The following is a 20606-nucleotide window of genomic DNA, read 5'->3' on the forward strand; positions in this document are numbered from 1 at the left end:
TCCGCAGGCGAACAGGCCAAGGCACACACATGATGACACCAGTAATTTCAGTGGCTCTGGGTGGCGCGATTGGCGCTGTTGGGCGGTACGGCGTAAACATCGCGGCAACTCGGTTGACCGGGATAGGTTTTCCATGGGGCACAGTTACTGTGAACGTGCTGGGGTCGTTTCTGATGGGCGTTATGGTTGTCGTTTTGGCGCATAAGGGCGGCATGCGTTTTGCGCCACTTCTTATGACGGGGATGCTGGGCGGCTTTACGACGTTTTCGGCGTTTTCTTTGGACGCAGTGACATTATTTGAGCGTGGACAAGTCGTTCACGCAGCAGCCTATGTGATCGGCACGGTGCTGGTCGGACTAATTGCAATCATGGCCGGTATGGCCCTAACACGGTGGGCCATAGCATGAGCGGCGTACAGACAAAAATTATCGGCCCGGACGACGGCGACCAACGGTTAGACCGCTATTTGCGGCGACTATTCCCGCATGTCACGCAAGGGCGCATCGAAAAGATGTGTCGCAAGGGTGAGCTGCGCGTGGATGGCGGCCGTGTGAAATCAAATACTCGGCTTGAAGTTGGGCAGAAAGTCCGCATTCCACCGCTGCCAACTGAAGAAGAAGCGGACGCATTGCGGTCATTGGCCAAGCAGGGCGTGACCAAGGCTGACGCCAAGCTGATCCAGTCATGTGTGATTTACAAAGATGACCATATCATTGCGATCAACAAACCGCATGGTTTGGCAACGCAGGGCGGCACGAACACTAGCCGCCATGTTGACGGCATGGCCGAGGCATTGACCTTTGGTTATGACGAAAAGCCGCGCCTTGTGCACCGTTTGGACAAGGACACGTCTGGTGTGTTGTTGCTGGCGCGTACACGCATGATGGCGAAAAAACTGACCGAAAACCTGAAGCACCGCGAAACCCGTAAGATTTACTGGGCAGCTGTTGCCGGCGTTCCGCATCCGCGTGCCGGCACGATCAAATACGGCTTGGTCAAATCTGGCGGTCATGGCCGTGGTGGCGAAAACGAAAAGATGCGCTGCGTGCATCCGCGTGAAGTGGACAGCACCGAAGGCGCGAAACGCGCGACATCGGATTACGCTGTGATGGACACGCTGGCGTCACGTGCTTCGTGGTGTGCTTTGGTGCCAATCACGGGCCGTACTCACCAGCTTCGTGCGCATATGGCCGAGATCGGGCATCCGATTATCGGTGACGGGAAATACGGTGGCTCTGGTCAGGAAAACCTTGGTGATGGCTGGGGCGCTGGTATGGGCAGCGAAATTGGCCGCAAGATGCACTTGCATGCGCGTTCACTGACGATTGAACACCCTGAAACGGGTGCGACGCTGCATATCACTGCGCCACTGCCAGAGCATATGCAAAACACATGGGATTTCGTGGGTTGGGTCGTGGGGCACGCCCCTGTCGATCCGTTCAATATGCCGGATGAGTGATCTACGCCTTGTAATATTCGACGTCGACGGCACGCTTGTCGACAGTCAGGCCGAGATTTTGGCCGCGATGACGCATGCGTTTGCGGCTGAAGGTCGCGCAATGCCTGATCGTTCAGATGTGCTTTCTATTGTTGGGCTTTCGCTCGATGTGGCGTTCGCCAGATTATGCCCTGATTCCGATCAGGCGGTACAAGCCCGTTTGGTCGAAGGCTATAAGGATGCGTTCAGTACCCAGCGTGCGCAGAATGCGGACCACGGTCCTTTGTATCCCGGTGCTCGCGCCGTGCTTGATGCTCTTGCAGCCCAGGACAACACCTTGTTAGCCGTGGCGACAGGAAAGTCGCGGCGTGGTTTGGACAAACTGTTAGAACGGCATGCGCTGGAAGGTTTCTTTCACAGTGAGCAAGTCGCTGATCATCATCCGTCGAAGCCTAACCCTTCGATGATCTTAACGGCGATGAATGAATTAGGTGTTGTCCAGAACCGTGCCGTGATGGTGGGCGACACCACGTATGACATGGATATGGCGCGCGCCGCTGGTGTGGCAAAAATTGGCGTTGGCTGGGGGTATCATGCGGCTGATTTGCTGATGCCTGATATCCTTATCCACGAATTTGGCGCGTTGCCCGGCGCCGTTGACGAACTAGCAGGACACTAAGATGAGCGATTGGAAACCAAAACGTTTCTGGAAAACAGCGACCGCGACTGAATGTGACGGCGGTTTTACCGTGCTGCTGGATGAACGGGGCGTGAAAACCCCAGCGAAAGCAGCGTTGACTGTGCCGACCCTATCGATGGCCGAAGCAATCGCCGCCGAGTGGGATGCACAAATCGAAACCGTCGATCCCGTGACAATGCCGCTAACGCGCGGTGCAAATGCTGCAATTGATAAGGTTCGCACGCAACATGCAGAAGTCGCGGCGCTATTGTCAGAATACGGTGATAGTGATTTGCTTTGCTACCGTGCCGCAGGGCCGGATGCATTGATTGCGCGGCAGGCAGAACACTGGGATCCGATCCTAGATTGGGCGGCCGAATCGCTGGATGCACGGCTCGCTGTCGGCGAAGGCGTTATGCACGTGGCGCAAAATCCAAATACTTTGGCGCGATTACGGGCCGAGGTCGAGAGTTTCGATGAATTTTCATTAGCTGCAGCACATGACCTGATTAGTATATCGGGATCGTTGGTTTTGGCGTTGGCTGTAACCCGCAAAGCGATTACCGTCGATCACGCATGGATGGTTTCGCGCATCGATGAACATTGGCAAATTGAGCAATGGGGTGAAGATGATGAAGCATCTGCACTAGAATTGACCAAGCGCGCCGCATTTATGGACGCCGCGCGGTTTTATGAGCTTTGCCGTCGCTAGGTAATTGTCCTGTTTCGGTCTGATTGGCAGGAAAACTGCCTGTTTTGGCAGCGTTTGCCTAGGGTTTTCTATTTGTGACCCTTGACCTCATTGCGTGATTCCGCACACTCTAGCGTCATTGAGAGGGGACTCCTTTTCTCATTCACCACACTGTCCAATAGGACGGGATAAAATACCGCCCCTCTTGTTAGGGGTGGAAACTCAGGAAGAGGTAAAAATGAAAAAAACCGTATTCTTCGGCGCGCTGACTGTTGCTGGCTTGACTGCCGGTATGGCTTCTGCGGCGACACTGGACGATGTCAAAGCACGTGGCTCGCTGAACTGCGGCGTTACAACTGGTCTTGTTGGTTTTGCTGCACCTGACGCTGAAGGCGTCTGGGAAGGTTTCGACGTTGGCGTATGCCGCGCGGTCGCTGCTGCAATCTTTGGTGATCCTACTGCAGTGGAATTCGTTCCAACAACTGGCCAGACACGTTTCACAGCGCTTGCTTCCGGCGAAATCGATCTTCTCGCACGTAACACAACATGGACAATGAGCCGTGACGTCGATCTGAAGTTCGAATTTGTTGGCGTGAACTACTATGATGGTCAAGGTTTCCTTGTACCAAAAGCGCTTGGCGTGACATCTGCTAAAGAACTGGACGGCGCAACTGTATGTATCCAAACTGGTACAACCACAGAGCTGAACCTTGCTGACTTCTTCCGCGTCAACGACATCAGCTATGAGCCGGTTCCAATCGAAACAAACGCTGAAGGTCAACAGCAGTACCTTGCTGGTGCTTGTGACGTGTACACAACAGACGCATCTGGTCTGGCTGCGACACGTGCGACTTTCGAAAACCCTGCTGACCACGTTTTGCTGCCTGAAATCATCTCTAAAGAGCCACTCGGCCCGCTTGTTCGCCACGGTGACAACGAATGGGGTGATATCGCACGTTGGACACTGAACGCACTGATCACAGCCGAAGAGCTGGGCGTTACCTCAGAAAACATCGAAGAGCTTGCTGCGACTCCGGGTAACAACCCTGAAGTTAACCGTCTGCTGGGCACCGAAGGTGAACTGGGCGCGCAACTGGGTCTGGATGCTGACTGGGCGAAGAACGCAATCGCTGCTGGTGGTAACTACGGCGAATTGTTTGACAACAACATCGGTGAAAACACTTCGATCGGTCTGGCTCGTGGCCTGAACGCACAGTGGACAGATGGCGGCTTGATCTACTCTCCGCCTTTCCGTTAAGAACTGAAAACGGCGAAGGGCTCGGTTTTTAACCGGGCCCTTTACCCAATGGCGACCACGCTAAATAATAAAAATGCGTATCCTGCGCGTGATGACAGTCAGATTAACTGACGCGCACGCGGCCTATATCAGGACGCACCGGGAGATAAATATATGTCGACGTTGACCGACCCGCCTAAGCCGGGTTTTCGGCTAAGCCAGCTTATTTACGATACACGTTATCGATCCATCACCATCCAGGTAATTGCATTGGCGCTGATTGTCGCTGCGTTCTGGTGGTTGGGAAACAACACAGTGAACAACCTCAATGCGTTGGGTAAGGACTTTAATTTTGGGTTCCTGAATAGCGCAGCGGGCTATGACATCAACCAAAAGCTAATAGAGTATAACAACCAGATGTCGCACGGACGTGCCGCATTGGTTGGTATTCTGAATACGCTGTTGGTGGCATTTCTTGGCTGTATTGCAGCTTTGATTATCGGTGTGTTCGTGGGCGTCTTACGGTTGTCGAAAAACTGGGTCGTAAGCAAACTGATGGCCGTTTACGTCGAAGGCTTTCGCAACGTACCGCTTTTGATTTGGATCCTGCTGATTGGCGCTGTGATGTCAGAAAGTATGCCGCAGCCGCGCGAATTCCGAGGTGAAAACGCAACGCAAAGCATGTATTTCAGCGATAACGTAGCGGTAACGAACCGCGGCATTTGGATTCCGCGGATAGGCTTTACGAATTCGGTAAGCGGCGAAGAAGCTGTTGCACCTGTTGAAGGTGCCGCTGCTGTGGCATCTGGTGGGCTGGATTGGCTTCTGGTTCTTGGAACACTTGGTCTCAGCCTTTTTGCAATGCGGCTGGTTCGCCAACGTGCAGACCGTATTCAACAAGCAACTGGCGAGCGCCCAACGACCTGGTATCAACGACTTGGACTGTTGATTATTCCCGTTGGGATCGTTCTGTTCCTTTTGGGCGCGACGATAGTATCGCCTTACCTAAAAGGATTTAACTTTACTGAGGGTATCCACCTTCGGAACTCGTTGATCGCGCTTTGGTTTGCACTGTCGCTATACACAGGTGCATTTATCGCGGAAATCGTTCGTGCTGGTATCTTGGCGGTCTCGAAGGGGCAGTCAGAAGCCGCAGCTGCGCTGGGTATTCAACCAAGCCGCACGATGAACCTTGTGATTTTGCCGCAGGCGATGCGGGTCATCATCCCGCCGCTAATTTCGCAGTTCTTGAACCTCACCAAAAACTCATCGCTGGCAATTGCGGTCGGATACATGGATGTGCGCGCCACGCTTGGCGGCATTACTATCAACCAAACCGGTCGCGAGCTTGAAGGCATGCTGTTGATGGGGGCTTTCTATCTTGCTCTGTCTTTGGTGATTTCTGGCGGCATGAACTACTACAACCGTTCAACTCAACTCGCGGAGCGCTAAGATGTCGGATACTCCTATTACTTACGTCCGTGACACGATGCTGCCGCAACAGGCACCACCAACGTCCGAAGTCGGTCCAGTTCGTTGGGCGCGCGAGAACCTGTTCTCGTCGCCTATGAATGCCATTTTGACCATCCTGTCGTTGTACATCGTCTATACGGTTATTAGCCATGTTGGGCCTTGGTTAATCAACGGCATTTGGGATGCGGATTCGCTTAGCGAATGTCGTGAAATCATTGCGGCAAAAGGTGATGGTCACCACTCCGCAGCTTGCTTTGGCGTTATCACTGCGCGTTGGCACCAGCTTGTGTTTGGCTACTATCCATCCGAGCTGTACTGGCGTCCGGTCTTGGCGTTGCTGGTATTCTTCGTTGGTATCGCGCCAGTGTTGTTCCCTTCACTGCCACGCAAGCTTTTCATCGTTTCGATGGTTGCGCCATTCCTTTGCTTTTGGTTGCTCTGGGGCGGTTCAATTTGGCTACCTATCAGCATCGCGCTTGGGTTCGGTGTGGGTGTCGTTGCGTTTAAACTGTTGAGCGTTTCTGTGAGCTCACTTGTGGCGATCATTGGCGCGATTCTGCTGCCGTTGATCTACTGGCTGTACCTGTCGGGGCCTCTTGCCGCTGGATTGGCAAGCATCGTTCCACTGGGCATTGAATTTGTCCCGTCTCGGTCATTTGGGGGCTTTATGCTTTCAATCGTGATCGGGCTATCTGCGATTGTGATATCACTGCCGCTGGGCATTTTGTTGGCTTTGGGCCGTCAGTCTGATCTGTTCATCATCAAAACATGTGCCGTTGTGTTTATCGAAGTGATCCGAGGCGTGCCGTTGATTGTGTGGCTGTTCACAGCGCAATTGCTGCTGAACTACTTCCTGCCGCCCGGCAGCAACTTTGATCTGACACTGCGCGTGATCATCATGGTGACCTTGTTTGCATCTGCGTACATTGCAGAGGTCGTTCGGGGTGGTCTTGCTGCCCTGCCAAAGGGACAATACGAAGGCGGTGATAGCCTTGGTTTGAACTACTGGCAGTCTATGCAGCTGATTATCTTGCCGCAGGCGCTTAAAATCTCAATCCCGGGTATCGTGAACACCTTTATCGGTCTGTTCAAAGACACCACGCTGGTTGTTTTCATTGGTCTGTTCGATCCTCTTGGCATTGCCAGCGCGATCCGTGCGACGACCGAATGGAACGGCATCTACTGGGAACTCTTCCTCTTTATCGGCATCATGTTCTTCATCTCTTGCTTTAGCATGGGCCGTTACTCACTTTACCTGGAGAAAAAACTCCAGCGTGAACACCGCTAAGGAGACCTGACAATGGTTGAACTCACACAAGAACGCGCAGTCGATCGTAGCCAGATGCAGGTCTCTGACGAGGTCGCGATTGAAATTCGCAACATGAACAAGTGGTACGGTACGTTTCACGTTCTGCGCGACATTAACCTAACCGTGCAACGCGGTGAGCGGATCGTTATCTGTGGCCCGTCGGGTTCTGGTAAATCGACCCTAATCCGCTGCATTAACCGGCTTGAAGAACACCAAGCCGGTGACATCATCGTTGACGGGACAGAGCTGTCCTCGGATTTGAAAAACATCGACAAGATCCGGTCAGAGGTTGGCATGTGCTTTCAGCACTTTAACCTGTTCCCGCACCTGACGATCCTTGAAAACTGCACGCTGGCGCCAATCTGGGTCCGTAACACGCCCAAGAAAGAAGCCGAAGAAATCGCGATGCATTTCCTTGAAAAGGTGAAGATCCCTGATCAGGCGCATAAGTACCCCGGCATGTTGTCCGGTGGTCAGCAGCAGCGTGTGGCGATTGCCCGTTCGCTTTGCATGAAACCACGTATCATGCTGTTCGATGAACCGACCTCTGCTCTTGATCCTGAGATGATCAAAGAGGTGCTGGATACAATGATCGAACTGGCCGAAGAAGGCATGACCATGCTTTGCGTGACCCACGAAATGGGCTTTGCTCAAGCAGTTGCCAACCGGGTCATCTTTATGGACCAAGGTCAGATCGTGGAACAGAACGAACCAACGGAGTTCTTCAACAACCCGCAATCTGAGCGGACCCAGTTGTTCCTAAGCCAGATTATCGGCCACTAAAAACAAAGCCCCGGGCATGACCCGGGGCTTTTTGTTTTATAGGAATACTGCAGAGTTCTTATTTCTCTAAGTTCCACGTGCACATTTCATGAAGACAATATTAGCGAGCATCCAAGATCAGTTCGGAGTTCAGGAACTGCCTCATGGCTTATTTCACGCGTTCGACAATGCGCTGCGTTTCGATTTGGGAGGCACAGAGAGTAACATACACCGTCCGATGCACCGGTTCTGTCAAGCATATGAGCGGGCATGTACGATTGCACATGCGCATTTTGAAGACTCATCAGAGATTTATCTTCTGCTTGCTAGCTATGGCTTAGAGCAGCCTAGTAAGAAACGTCTAAACCATATCGAACTCTGTGGAGTTGAGCGTTCCGAAGTGCAGTACGTAAGTAAGACTGCGCAGCAAGATGAAGAGCATATGGCTGAGTTTGGATGTGATCAGTTTCGTCATTGGGATATTGTTAAGGTAAACGATAAAAGATCTATTTCCGATATCATGTGGTTATGCATCGCTTCTGAAATGATGATCGAGCCAGCTTTTCATTCGACCACAGCGTATCTTGTAGATGCGAGAAATGGTCTAATCCTGCATGCATATGATGATCGCGGGCTGGATGTCGTTTCTCTTAACAAATCGCAGTTATCTGAGCTTTTCATAAAATTTAACAAATGGTTGCTAGAGTGTGACCTTGCTCGCATGAGTGCTATGTTTGCATCTGATGACTAGCGGTCTGTGCCACCCGTCGTCCCAATCAAATCGCGCGGCACGATGAAATCTACACACTCCCCCGTATGCCTTTGCACCGCTGACCAGCTTTCTGCGTCAAAGTCGATCACCGTTGTGGCGCAGGTTGGGTAGCCGCTGAAACGTGCGTGATCGGGTGCATTGGCGACCATCCCGTTGGCGAACATGCCGATGCCGGGGTTGTGCCCGATAAGAGCGACGGTTTTGACGCTTTCGCGATGGATGGTGTCCATCAGCGTGTCTGGGGCGGCGTGGTATAGCGACTTCATCAATCGTAGCTTTGGCGCGGTGGAAAGCTGTGCCATGATCAGGTCCGCTGTTTCGTGGGTGCGGGTCGCGTCCGAGCAGAGGATTTCTTCGGGTTCATAGCCGTTTTTGCGCATCCACCGGCCTATCGCCTTGGCAGATGCGATGCCGCGTGCATTCAGCACTCTTGCGTGATCATCAGAAAACGGGTCGTCCCAGCTAGATTTTGCATGGCGGATTAATATTAAACGAAGTGTCATAGGAAAGCGTCCATGTGAAATGCGGATTGGTCGGTAACACGACGATCTTGGCCGATAGGGCAGGCGCGTCGAGCAGCGCAGCCCTGTGTCATGCAAGTTCGCCCTTCGGGGGTGGTTAAATAGCTTTTGCAGGTCGGGACATCATAGCTGTCATTGGCAAACGCGCCAACAGGGCAAGTGGTCTGACAGGGTTTTGTTGCGCAAACTGTGCAAGGTGGGGTGGCGATGGGCATTTGTACTTGCCAAGGCACCAGCAACGCGCCGCGATAGGATACAAATAAGCCCGCTTGTTCGTGAACTAATAACCCGATCGGAGACTTCCACGCGTGCCCTGACCGCAGCGCCCAGCTGTAAAACGGATGAAACGGCGGGCCGTCAGAAGGGAATATCGCTGCGGCGCTGTTATCGATGGCAATGCGGCTAAGCACGCGTTTCGACCAACGATCCATAGGGTCGGGGTGCCCGTCGTTGTATTCACTTGATCTGATAAAGTCTGGCCAAAACGCAGGCTCATCCGGCCCAATCAGCAAGAGCGTCCCGTTAGATTGGGGTAATCCGTCGTCTGGGCTGATCGTGAACCCGCCAAGCACGCAAAGCCGCGCCTTTGATAGCGCTTGAAGCATCGCGTGATGGCGGGGATCAATCAATGGCCCGTTAGCGTGGTTCGCGGATAATCGAACCCGCACCATGTTCGGTGAACAGTTCCAATAGGCTCGCGTTCGGCAGGCGGCCATCAAGTATCACGACCGCACGCACGCCTTTGTCGAGTGCGTCGAGCGCGGTTTCGGTCTTGGGGATCATCCCGCCAGCGATGGTGCCGTCTGCGATCATATCGCGGACTTGGGCCGGTGAAAGCTGTGTGACGACCTCTCCGCTGCCGTCTTTGACGCCGGGTACATCGGTTAGCAAGAGAAGGCGGTCGGCCTTCAGAGCGCCTGCGATGGCCCCTGCAGCGGTGTCGCCGTTGACGTTAAAGGTTTCATTCGCGCTCATCCCAGTGGCGACAGGTGCGACGACGGGGATAATGCCCGCGTTGAACAGATCACGCAGGACTTGGACGTTCATTTCGACAGGGCGGCCAACAAAGCCCAATTCTGGATCGTCGGCTTCGGCAACCAGCAGGTCGTCGTCTTTGCCAGATAGGCCAACAGCGCGGCCGCCTTCATCCATGATGGCCTGCACAATGCGTTTGTTCACAAGGCCCGTTAGGACCATTTCGACGACTTCGACTGTTGCTTGATCGGTTACGCGTTTGCCGCGGACAAACTTAGATTCAATACCCAGTTTACCCAACATTTCGTTGATCATCGGCCCGCCGCCGTGCACGACAACTGGATTCATCCCGACTTGCTTCATCAGGACGATGTCACGTGCAAATTGCGCCATCGCATCTGCGTCGCCCATTGCGTTGCCGCCAAACTTAACGACCACAATCGCGCCAGAATAGCGCTGCAGATAGGGCAGGGCTTCGGACAATGTACGGGCGGTTGCGATCCAATCACGGTTCATGTCTTCGGTCCTTGATTTCATGATAGACCTGCAATGATGGCGCGAAGCGTTGGAATGCCTTCGCCTTTTTCGGATGAGGTCAGGATTAATTCAGGGAATGCCGCGGGGTGCTTTGCCAGCGCAGCACGTGTTTTTTCAAGTGACGCAGCAAGGGCATCCCCCTTGAGCTTGTCGACTTTGGTCATCACGACCTGAAACGTCACCGCAGAACGGTCGAGCAGTGACATGATTTCTTCGTCTACGGCTTTGGCACCATGGCGCGCGTCGATCAGAACAAAGACCCGACGAAGTGTTTGACGCCCGGACAGGTAGTTTTTCAGCAAACGCTGCCACTTTTCGACAACGGCAACGGGCGCATTAGCAAAGCCATAGCCAGGAAGGTCCACAACATAGATGTCGCCTGCGGTGAAGTAGTTGATTTCTTGCGTACGGCCCGGTGTGTTGGATGCACGGGCGAGGCCTTTGCGGCCTGTCAGCGCATTGATCAGAGACGATTTCCCAACGTTGGATCGACCAGCAAAACAGATTTCTAAACGGTCAGCTGGCGGCAACCCGTCCATCGCGACAACGCCTTTGACGAATTCAGTTTCGCCCGCGAACAACAGACGACCTGTTTCCAGTTCGCTTGGTTCAGGTGTTTCAACCTCGGGGAAGCGCATTTCCATTTTAAAGTACCTCGACCTTGTCGTTCATCGCACCTTATCGTCGTTAATGACGATGGCATAGGTGGCAAAATTTGTGGCCCAAACTATTAGGCCGTCATTTCATTGCTAAACCGCGAGACGCTTTGCAGCACCCCGCGGTCTAGGTCATTGGTTGGCAGCCCCTGCGAGGGGCGTCACCTTATTTGTCGTCTTCGGCGGCAGTTTTCTTTTTGCGGCGCATGCTGGATTTGATGTTTCCAAACACATCCGGCTTTGCCCCGTGGCTGCGCATGATCAGATACTGCTGGGTAAAGGTGATCACGTTGTTCGCGATCCAGTACAGAACCAAGCCACTGGCAAAGTTGCCCAGCATGAACATGAATACCCATGGCATCCATGCAAAGATCATTTGCTGGGTTGGATCAGTCGGCGCTGGGTTCAGGCGCTGTTGCAGCCACATGGAAACACCAAGGAAGATTGGTAAAATACCCAAAGACAACAATTGAAGCGGCCCAAGATCAGGCACAGCGAATGGCAGCAACCCAAACAGGTTGAAGATTGATGATGGGTCTGGTGCGCTAAGGTCATTGATCCAACCGATCCAGGCTGTGTGGCGTAGTTCGATGGTGACAAAGATCACCTTGTACAGGGAAAAGAAGATCGGAATCTGCAACAGCATTGGCAGACAGCCGGATGCTGGGCTGACCTTATTTTCTTTGTAGAGCTTCATCATGCCTTGTTGCATGGCTTGGCGGTCGTCGCCTGCTTGCTCTTTCAGTTTCTCCATCTCTGGTTGCAGTTCTTTCATCCGCGCCATCGAGACGTAGGACTTATAGGCCAAAGGCAGAACGATCGCTTTGAGGATAACAGTGAGCGCGATGATCGCCCAACCCATGTTGCCGATCAAACCATGCAGCGTGTGCAGCAGCCAGAAGATGGGTTTGGTCAGGAAAAAGAACATGCCCCAGTCGATGCTGTCCAAGAAACCTCCAACACCTTCTTCGTCTTCATAGTGCTTGATGGTTTCCCATTCTTTTGCACCAGCAAAGAAACGGGTCGTGTTTGTATAGGTTTGACCCGCGGCGATAGATGCGACGGGCATCACTGCCTCGGCTTGGAATAGATCGCGGCTTTCGTAGTATTTCGACGTTGACCGGAATGGTGCATCCTGTGTCGGGATCAGCGTTGTCATCCAGTAGTGGTCAGTAAATCCAACCCAGCCGGATTGGCTTGCCTCTAGGCGCTCAGCGGGCACCCCTTCTTTGGGGTCGATATCGTAATCTTGGATATCTTTATAGTCGGTTTCCTCCAGCGCGCCGTCAGTCATCCGCACCAGACCTTCATGCAAGATGAAGAATTTTTTCAGATCGGCAGGGATGCCGTGACGACGGATCAGACCATATGGTCGCGCTGAAATCGCAGTATCTGCGTTGTTTTCGATGCTTTGCGCAAAGCTAAACATAAATTCGTCATCCACCGAAATTTCGGTGCGGAAAACTTGGCCTGCGCCATTGTCCCAAGAAATTATCACGGGTGTCTGATCGGTTAAGATGTCGCCACTTTCCAATGTCCAAACAGTGTCAGGCGTTGGGACGTTTGCAGCTTCGATGCCCTCGGATGCAGCCCAGCCAAATGCTGTGTAATATGCCCCTGCTTCGCCTTCGGGGCGCAGCAATTGGACGATTTCAGAGTCCGGGTCGATTGTTTCATGGTATTGGGTCAGGGAAAGTTCGTCGATCCGACCACCGCGTAGTGACAGTGAACCTTCTAGGTCTGCTGTGCGGATTTGAACGCGGGGGGCCGGAGCTGTGGCCACTTCGGCTTCTGCCGGAGCGGTGGCCGTAGATGTCGTTGTAGTCGTACCCGGCAACGCTGACACATCGGCGCTAACCGTTGCCTCGGCGGCTATATCGATTGGTTGGTCCTCTGGCGGGAACAATACTGTCCATGCCATGATCACCGCAAAGCTTAGCACTGTTGCCAAGATGAGGTTTTTGTTCTGGTCGTCCATTCGAAACCGCCCATTTTCCCATAAAAATCTGATGGCCGTTCAACCCCTCAGGGTCACAAAGGTCAAGTGGTTTTCAGGAAATAGGGACGTATTGAGGCACTTGTGACCGATATAAACGGCAAACGCATCGTAGTGCTGATGTGTCGGGTCAGAGGGCGATCAGTTCTGACGAGACTGGAGATAGTGCGTACGTGTCTGGTGGAATACCGCGATTAAGCGGGGGTCATTGATGGCAAGTTGTTCAACTTGCTCTGAAAAGTCGGCCTCGTTTTGGCCGTAAAAAGAGGAAGCGGCTGCCTCGTGGGGGGCGGTTAGTTTATTGGCTTGTTTCATAACTGCTTACTTTCTGACATTTCACGCCCTATTGTTATTCATCTAACGCGGTAAAAATGAGGCCGCAATATGGAGTATGGGTCGAATTTTATCGATCAAGGGCGGTAAATAGTGTTGGATAAATGACTTTACGGAAGGTTATGCCGTATGACTGTTAATCTTTGCAACTATTTGAGTTGTCGAAAAACTGACTGTGTTAAAGCGGTACCACGGCAGAAACCCCTCAAGATTACGTTGCGTAAACTCGGGTGCGCTTTCTCGCTAAACGACTTGTGATTGTTTTTGCTAACTTATTTTAAATTCCTAGTAATGCGCTCGACAGCCTCAAACTGGGACAAGTGGACGCTTCCGCCTAATTCGTGCAAAAAATGCTGTTCGCGCAAACGATCCATTACAGGGCCTTTTACCTCTGACAGGTGCAGATACACGCCCATTTCCAGCAGTCTTTGGTTTATCGTCTCAAGTGATTCGAGCGCGCTAAGGTCGATTTCATTGACCGCAGAGCACTGCAATATCACGTGCCGCACTTGCTGATCTCCTGCGACGCGATCTTGTACTTGATCCTCAAGATAGCGTGCGTTCGCGAAGTATAGGCTTTCGTCGACGCGTAAGGTCACGATCTCTGGGTGGGTCTGTACATCGTGACGATTGATATTTCGAAAATGTTCGGTGCCAGCGATTAGGCCGACCTCAGCGATATGTGGGCGCGATGTTTTATACAGGTGCAATAGAATAGAAAGCCCGACACCAGCAGAGACGCCGACTTCTACTCCCATGATAAGAGTAAGAAGGATCGTGGCCAGAACAGCCGCAAAGTCGGCCTTTGAATAGTTCCAAGCGCGCTTCAGTATGCTGAAATCAACGAGGCTGAGCACCGCCACGATGATTGTCGCGGCAAGCGTAGCTTTGGGTAAGAAAAAGATTAGCGGGGTTAGTGCCAATGCGGCGATGGCAAGCCCGATCGCGGTAAATGCACCGGCAGCGGGGGTTTCTGCGCCCGCGTCGAAGTTCACGACAGACCGTGAAAACCCACCCGTGAGGGGAAACCCACCGGTGAATGCCGCGCCGATATTCGCAGCGCCCAATCCGATCAATTCTTGGTCAGGGTCGATCCGCTGGCGTTTCTTTGCAGCAAGCGTTTGCGCGACAGAAATAGACTCTACAAAGCCGATTATTGAAATAAGGAAGGCAGGCAGTAGTAGCTGCCCCAGCAACATAGGCGAGAAAGATGGTAGCGTCAGCGGCGGGAGGCTTTGCGGAACGTCACCCACGATTTTGACACCTTGGTCAGCCAATCCGAACATCCACACAGATAAAGTTGTCACCACAACAACTGCGACGGGGCCAGCCTTCACAAGTACACTGGTTAACCCTGCATTCAGCCCGATTGTTTGCAGCAACGGCTTTAGCCCTTTGCGGACCCAAAATAGGAAAGCTGTCGCGATGATGCCGATAGTCGCGGTAATGACGTTCGTTTCAGGTAAATGTTCGAAAAGTGACGATAGCAGGTCGAGCAAGTTATGCCCGTGGGCCTCAATGCCAAGAATGTGCTTGAGCTGGCTCGCTGCAATGATGATTCCAGATGCTGTGATGAACCCAGCGATGACCGGATGGGATAGGAAGTTTGCAATGAACCCTAACCGAAACAATCCCATAGCAAGCAAGATCATCCCCGAAAGTGCCGCAAGTGATAGGGCGGCGACGGCATAGCCCATGGTCCCTTGTTCTACGATGTTACTCAGCGCTGCAGCGGTCATTAGCGAAACAACCGCAACTGGTCCCACTGCCAGCGCGCGGCTTGTTCCGAAAATGGTGTATAGGATAATGGGTGCGATTGACGCGTATAGCCCCGCCTCTGGAGGTAAGCCCGCCAGCAAGGCGTAGGCAAGCGATTGCGGTATCAGCATGATTGTCACGATCACCGCCGCGACGAGATCGTTAGAGAGTGTCGCGCGGTTATAGGCTTTGCCCCATGATAGGATGGGTAGGTAGCGTGTGATTGTGGCGTTCATACGAGGGCTCGGTTTCATGCTGGTGGCCTTTGTTTTCAAAGGCAGCGTTGATATTATTCGGCAGTGATTTTTTCGGGTTTCGCGAGCCATTCACGACCCTTTAGCATACCTTTCCAGTAGATCGGTGGCAGCAGCTTCTCTTTCAGGAACCATGCTGCGCGCGTGGGTTTTGTCCCGTCGATCAGGAGTTTTGGAAAGCTAGGGAGCAGGGTGCCGCCGTATCCGAATTCAGCTAGAACGATTTTCCCGCGTTCAACGGTCAATGGACACGACCCGTAGCCATTGTATTGGGCAACAGGTGCACCGCCGCGCATGTCGGCAATCATGTTTTCAGCCACAACAGGGGCCTGCATACGTGCAGCAGCGGCTGTTTTGGCGTTCGGCGCGTTCATCACATCGCCGAGCGACCAGATGTTGTCGTAGGTCTTGTGGCGCAGGGTTGCCTGATCGACATCGACCCAACCTGCTGCATCAGCCAGTGGCGACACCCGGATAAAATCCGGCGCTGTCTGTGGGGGAACGACATGCAACATGTCAAAACCCATCTCGACGCGCTCGATTGGGGTGTCGGGTTTGGTAACATTGAACCACGCTTTTTTTGCGGGACCATCGACGGCAACGAGGTTGTGAAAGAAGTTCAGCGTTGCGTCGTATTTTTCGACGTATTCCATAAGTGCCGGAACATAGTCTTTGATGCCGAACAGCACGCCGCCAGCATTGTTAAAGTGGATGTCGATGTCTTTTAGAACACCACGGCGGGACCATGCGTCACCGGATAGATACATCGCCTTCTGCGGTGCACCTGCGCATTTGATCGGCATCGGGGGTTGCGTAAAGATTGCGCGGCCAGACTTCATACCGGACACTAATTCCCACGTATATGGGGCAAGGTCATAGCGATAGTTTGAGGTTACGCCATTCTGGCCCAAGGTTTCGACCAAACCGTCGATCTTGTTCCAGTCAAGTTTGAGGCCGGGTGTCACGATCAACCGATCATATTTCACGACCCGGCATCCATCAAGAATGACGGCATTATTCTCAGGTTCGAACGCGGCGACTGCTGCTTTGATCCAGTGAACGCCGCGCGGGATCAAGGACCCCATCGTACGCGCCGTTTCTTGGGGTTCAAAGATACCGCCGCCGACCATCGTCCAGCCGGGCTGGTAATAGTGGACATCAGCGGGATCGATAATTGCGATCTCGAGTTCTGGTTTGCGTGCCTTTAGGCTAGCCGCAACTGCGATCCCACCAGCGCCTGCGCCGACAATCACCACCTCATAGCTTGCGTCACCCGTATCGGTCGGGGTTTTGCCGCCATTCGCAATGCGGCGAACAACGCCGCCCATGTCATAGCCAGCTGCTTTGGTTGCAGCCAGAATGTCGGCGACGCTAAGTGCGCTGGCTTGCGATAGCGACCACAGCGTGGCCGACCGTGTGCCAGTGCGGCAATAGGCAAGCACTGGACCGGGAAGGGTGTCCAGTGCATTGCCAAATGCGACAGCATCATCGTCGCTAACTTTGCCAGCGACGATGGGTTGGTATACTGCCTCTAAGCCGAACTCTTTGGCGGCATTGGCGATTTCTTGGAACGTTGGCTGATCCGCACCCTCACCGTCAGGACGGTTGCAGATGATGGCTTTAAAGCCGGCGTCCTTAATAACCTGCATGTCATCAGGCATGATTTGGGGACTCGCAGACACGCCTGCGGCAAGGGTGTTCAGTTCCAATGTTCTTCTCCTAGATCAAAGACCGTTTACAGGTACTTTCAGCATTGGGTTGCCGTCTTTGTCTTTTGGGACAGCACCTGCGCGCATGTTTACCTGAAGCGACGGAATGATCAGTTTCGGCATATCTAGTGTCGCATCACGTTCCGTGCGGAACTTGATAAAGTCTTCGCGGCTTTTGCCTGCGCCGACGTGGATGTTGTGCGCCTTTTCTTCGCCAACAGTGGTTTCCCACTGAATGTCGCGGCCATTGGGGCCGTAGTCGTGGCACATGAACAAACGCATGTCGTCAGGTAGCGTCAGTACCTTTTGGATGCTGTCATAGAGGGTGCCAGCGTCCCCGCCGGGGAAGTCAGCACGGGCAGATCCGCCGTCTGGCATGAACAATGTGTCACCAACAAAGGCAGCGTCACCAACAACATGAACCATGCATGCGGGCGTGTGTCCGGGCGTATAGATTGCAAAGACTTCCATGTTGCCGATCTTGTAGGTGTCGCCGTCTTCGAACAGCGCATCAAACTGCGATCCGTCACGCTGGAATTCGGTGCCTTCGTTAAAGACTTTGCCGAATGTGTCTTGCACGACCATGATCTTTGATCCGACGCCGATCTTACCACCCAGTTTTTGCTGGATATAAGGCGCAGCGGACAGGTGGTCTGCATGCACGTGGGTCTCGATGATCCAGTCCAACGTCAGGCCTCGGTCCTGCACTTCTTTGATCAGCCGATCTGCGTGGTCATAGGTGATCCGGCCAGCGGCATAGTCGATGTCCATCACGCTATCGATGATCGCGCAATGGTCACTGGTTGGGTCTTTGACGATATAGCTAATCGTATTTGTAGCCTCATCAAAATGGGCGGATACGTCAGGGGTGACGTTCATATCAACTGGATAAGTCATGTGTGGTCTCCTTTGATTCAGGGAGGTTAGGCCTGACAGGTACGCAGGCCAAAAATGCTATAAAGTGGGCAAAATCGGATGGCCGAAGTGGCCAGTAAGACGATACCAACAACCACCGAAATCGTGGTCACAGTGGTATTGGTAAAAAGAGCGAAATTCGTCACGAAAGGCGCAGCAAGCAAGACAGCGCCAATCACAAGGCGAACAAGGCGGTCGCGTGTTCCAACATTTACGGTCATTTTCTTGGCTCCGTGTTAGGTTCATGATCCTTCTACATCGGGAGCCCGTTAGATTCGGTGACATTGTCACCAAACGAAATAAGGTTCCCGTTAATGATTATGGCCTGCTAAGTTTTCCAGCGCATTGCGCTGGATCAAGTGTACAGACCCGCGACTTTGTTCGACCCAACCCCTGCGCTGGAATTCTTGAAGCTGACGCGAGATGACCTCGCGGGCGGTACCCAATTCGACGGATAGTTTTTGATGGGTTGTTGCGATGGTATCTTGGCCATCAGAAAGCGCGATCAGCTTATCTGCTAGCCGCACATCCATCTTTTGAAACGCGACCTCGTCGATCATCAAAAACAGATCGGTAATTCGTTTGGAAAAAGCAGCAAAAACAAAGTCGCGAAACTGTTTGGACTGGGCGACAAGGTCGTCAAAAACGGTTCGCGGTATTGCGGCTGCTTGGATGTCGGTTTCGCAAATACCTTCGGCTGAGTAGTCTTCGAAGGCCAATAAACAGGCCGTTGTTAGCACGCAACTTTGGCCTGCGTGGATGCGATAAAGAACAATTTCATGACCGGTTTCTGATACTTGCTGCACCCGAACAGTGCCGTCTAACAAGAACAGCATGTTCTCTGGTGAATTTCCGGGGCCAAAAATTGTCGTACCCGCAGGGACAGAAATGACGTTGCTTTTGTCCAAAAGCAGGTTTTGAGTTTCTGCAGACAGTTTTGCCAAGCCGGGAAAACGTTGTGTCCAGTTTTCAATCGTCATTATTTTGTTTGTCCCGTTACCAATCGCCGCACTGCGGCGCGATGCCTCATGAAATCCACGCTGTTGCGCTTTGCCGCCGTAAGCTTAGGCTCTATGTCATGTTATACATTCTAATGTCGAAATGTGTACAGCAACCTGTTCGATCGACTTGTTCAGCCGTCGCGTAGAATGACGCGATAAGCGGAGATTAATATGTTCGATACTATGACCGCCGAAACCCTTGCCCGGATGCAATTTGCATTCACGGTGTCGTTTCACATCATCTTTCCAGCCTTTTCCATTGGATTGGCCAGCTATCTGGCAGTGCTAAATGGTCTGTGGCTTAAAACCCGCGATGAGACTTACCTGACCCTGTTTAACTATTGGAAAAAGATATTCGCCGTCGCCTTTGGTATGGGCGTCGTGTCGGGTATTGTCATGTCGTACCAATTTGGCACCAACTGGTCGGTGTTTTCGGATAAGACAGGGCCGGTGCTGGGCCCATTGATGGCATACGAAGTGCTGTCTGCGTTTTTCCTTGAAGCAGGTTTTCTGGGTATCATGTTGTTCGGCCGCGAACGCGTTGGTGACAAATTGCACATGTTTGCCACTGCGATGGTGGCTTTTGGTACGCTGATGTCAGCAACATGGATTTTGTCCGTGAACTCATGGATGCAAACACCTGCCGGTTACAGCATGAACGAACTAGGGCAGTTTGTACCCGAAGATTGGTGGCAAATCGTCTTTAACCCGTCGTTCCCATATCGGCTCGTTCATATGGTGTTGGCCGCGTATTTGACCACCGCGCTTGTCGTTAGCGGGGTGGGTGGATTGCATTTGTTGCGTGACCGTGAAGATGCGCCCGCGCGGCGGATGTTTTCGATGGCAATGTGGATGCTGGTTGTCGTTGCTCCGCTACAGATTTTCGCAGGTGATGCACATGGTCTAAATACGCTGGAACATCAACCGGCCAAGGTCATGGCGATGGAAGGTCACTATGACAGTCACCCAGATGGCGCGCCGCTGATCCTGTTTGGCATCCCGAACCCGGAAGAAAAGCGGATCGATTACGCAATCGAAATTCCAAAGCTGTCGAGTCTGATTCTCAAGCACCATTGGGATGCGCCTTTGGCAGGATTAGACACTATTCCTGACGAAGATGAGCCACCTGTCATGATCGTATTCTGGAGCTTTCGCGTCATGGTTGGGCTGGGGTTCGCGATGTTAGGTCTTGGCGCTTGGAGCCTGTGGCGACGGGCCAAAGGCAAACTCTATGCGGATCGCTGGCTACATCGCACCGCCATTTTGATGGGGCCGATGGGGTTTGTTGCGGTGCTCGCTGGTTGGATCACAACCGAGGTCGGGCGGCAGCCTTTCACCGTTTACGGGCTACTCCGCACATCCGATAGCCTTGCGCCGGTGGCAGCACCCGCAGTTGCTGCATCGCTGATCGCTTTTATCGTCGTGTATTTCTTCATCTTTGGGGCAGGGACGTTCTACTTGCTTCGGATGATGAACAAACCTGCAGGCACTGTGCGTTTGGGGCTGCGTGATGCACCCGTTCGTGCTGCAGGGATTACCCCGATCCAAGAGACACACCCAGACGACGCCCATGGCGTAAAAGGAGACTGA

General features: G+C 53.0%; 20 protein-coding genes. 10 read left to right on the top strand and 10 right to left on the bottom strand.

Annotated elements, in window-relative coordinates; all coding sequences use genetic code 11:
- Positions 1 to 29 precede the first annotated feature (29 nt).
- From crcB to CLV80_RS13255, 9 genes are all read left to right on the top strand, one after another.
- Positions 30 to 407: a fluoride efflux transporter CrcB gene (gene crcB, locus CLV80_RS13215; protein WP_106358404.1), complete on the top strand. Its 378-nt coding sequence runs from the start codon at positions 30 to 32 to the stop codon at positions 405 to 407.
- A complete protein-coding gene (locus tag CLV80_RS13220) occupies positions 404 to 1459 on the top strand; it encodes an RluA family pseudouridine synthase (protein ID WP_106358405.1) in 1056 nt (351 codons plus the stop codon). Before crcB ends, CLV80_RS13220 begins: the two co-directional genes overlap by 4 nt.
- Positions 1452 to 2117: an HAD-IA family hydrolase gene (locus CLV80_RS13225; protein ID WP_106358406.1), complete on the top strand. Its 666-nt coding sequence runs from the start codon at positions 1452 to 1454 to the stop codon at positions 2115 to 2117. Before CLV80_RS13220 ends, CLV80_RS13225 begins: the two co-directional genes overlap by 8 nt.
- A 1-nt stretch (position 2118) precedes the next feature.
- Complete coding sequence (locus tag CLV80_RS13230) at positions 2119 to 2829, top strand: ATP12 family chaperone protein (protein WP_106358407.1); 711 nt, start codon at positions 2119 to 2121, stop codon at positions 2827 to 2829.
- Between the two features lie 217 nt (positions 2830 to 3046).
- Positions 3047 to 4066 carry an amino acid ABC transporter substrate-binding protein gene (locus CLV80_RS13235; protein WP_106358408.1) on the top strand — a complete coding sequence of 340 codons (1020 nt, stop codon included), beginning with the start codon at positions 3047 to 3049 and terminating at the stop codon, positions 4064 to 4066.
- A gap of 153 nt (positions 4067 to 4219) precedes the next feature.
- Positions 4220 to 5497, top strand: a complete 1278-nt coding sequence (locus CLV80_RS13240) for an amino acid ABC transporter permease (protein WP_106358409.1) — start codon at positions 4220 to 4222, stop codon at positions 5495 to 5497.
- Between the two features lies 1 nt (position 5498).
- Positions 5499 to 6806: an amino acid ABC transporter permease gene (locus CLV80_RS13245; RefSeq protein ID WP_106358410.1), complete on the top strand. Its 1308-nt coding sequence runs from the start codon at positions 5499 to 5501 to the stop codon at positions 6804 to 6806.
- A gap of 12 nt (positions 6807 to 6818) precedes the next feature.
- Positions 6819 to 7610: an amino acid ABC transporter ATP-binding protein gene (locus CLV80_RS13250; protein ID WP_106358411.1), complete on the top strand. Its 792-nt coding sequence runs from the start codon at positions 6819 to 6821 to the stop codon at positions 7608 to 7610.
- Between the two features lie 88 nt (positions 7611 to 7698).
- Positions 7699 to 8340 (top strand): DUF3885 domain-containing protein, encoded by a 642-nt coding sequence (locus CLV80_RS13255; RefSeq protein ID WP_106358412.1) that lies wholly within the window; start codon positions 7699 to 7701, stop codon positions 8338 to 8340.
- Here CLV80_RS13255 and CLV80_RS13260 read toward each other — a convergent pair.
- The 10 genes from CLV80_RS13260 to CLV80_RS13305 all read right to left on the bottom strand — a co-directional run bounded on the left by CLV80_RS13260 (position 8337) and on the right by CLV80_RS13305 (position 18995).
- Positions 8337 to 8864 carry a SixA phosphatase family protein gene (locus tag CLV80_RS13260; RefSeq protein ID WP_106358413.1) on the bottom strand — a complete coding sequence of 176 codons (528 nt, stop codon included), beginning with the start codon at positions 8862 to 8864 and terminating at the stop codon, positions 8337 to 8339. The two genes, CLV80_RS13255 and CLV80_RS13260, sit on opposite strands and share 4 nt — an antisense overlap.
- Positions 8861 to 9511, bottom strand: coding sequence for a ferredoxin (locus CLV80_RS13265; protein WP_243394565.1), 651 nt, complete (start codon positions 9509 to 9511; stop codon positions 8861 to 8863). The genes CLV80_RS13260 and CLV80_RS13265 overlap by 4 nt, the downstream gene beginning before the upstream one ends.
- 7 nt (positions 9512 to 9518) lie before the next feature.
- Entirely contained in the window at positions 9519 to 10373 is an 855-nt protein-coding gene (argB, locus tag CLV80_RS13270) for an acetylglutamate kinase (protein ID WP_207766584.1), read from the bottom strand.
- A gap of 17 nt (positions 10374 to 10390) precedes the next feature.
- Positions 10391 to 11038, bottom strand: a complete 648-nt coding sequence (yihA, locus tag CLV80_RS13275; RefSeq protein WP_106358415.1) for a ribosome biogenesis GTP-binding protein YihA/YsxC — start codon at positions 11036 to 11038, stop codon at positions 10391 to 10393.
- Between the two features lie 178 nt (positions 11039 to 11216).
- On the bottom strand, positions 11217 to 13028 hold the full coding sequence (gene yidC / locus CLV80_RS13280; RefSeq protein WP_106358416.1) for a membrane protein insertase YidC: 1812 nt from the start codon (positions 13026 to 13028) through the stop codon (positions 11217 to 11219).
- A 623-nt stretch (positions 13029 to 13651) separates the two neighbouring features.
- On the bottom strand, positions 13652 to 15373 hold the full coding sequence (locus CLV80_RS13285) for a SulP family inorganic anion transporter (protein ID WP_106358417.1): 1722 nt from the start codon (positions 15371 to 15373) through the stop codon (positions 13652 to 13654).
- Positions 15374 to 15426: 53 nt separating this feature from the next.
- Positions 15427 to 17100: a bifunctional protein tyrosine phosphatase family protein/NAD(P)/FAD-dependent oxidoreductase gene (locus CLV80_RS13290; protein WP_106358418.1), complete on the bottom strand. Its 1674-nt coding sequence runs from the start codon at positions 17098 to 17100 to the stop codon at positions 15427 to 15429.
- Between the two features lie 15 nt (positions 17101 to 17115).
- A complete protein-coding gene (locus CLV80_RS13295; RefSeq protein ID WP_106358419.1) occupies positions 17116 to 17997 on the bottom strand; it encodes an MBL fold metallo-hydrolase in 882 nt (293 codons plus the stop codon).
- Between the two features lie 26 nt (positions 17998 to 18023).
- On the bottom strand, positions 18024 to 18236 hold the full coding sequence (locus tag CLV80_RS13300; protein ID WP_106358420.1) for a YgaP family membrane protein: 213 nt from the start codon (positions 18234 to 18236) through the stop codon (positions 18024 to 18026).
- Between the two features lie 90 nt (positions 18237 to 18326).
- On the bottom strand, positions 18327 to 18995 hold the full coding sequence (locus tag CLV80_RS13305; protein WP_106358421.1) for a Crp/Fnr family transcriptional regulator: 669 nt from the start codon (positions 18993 to 18995) through the stop codon (positions 18327 to 18329).
- Positions 18996 to 19187: 192 nt separating this feature from the next.
- Between CLV80_RS13305 and CLV80_RS13310 the strand changes: the two genes are divergently transcribed.
- Positions 19188 to 20606, top strand: coding sequence for a cytochrome ubiquinol oxidase subunit I (locus CLV80_RS13310; RefSeq protein ID WP_106358422.1), 1419 nt, complete (start codon positions 19188 to 19190; stop codon positions 20604 to 20606).

The organism is Yoonia maritima (assembly GCF_003003285.1).
GTDB lineage: Bacteria > Pseudomonadota > Alphaproteobacteria > Rhodobacterales > Rhodobacteraceae > Yoonia > Yoonia maritima.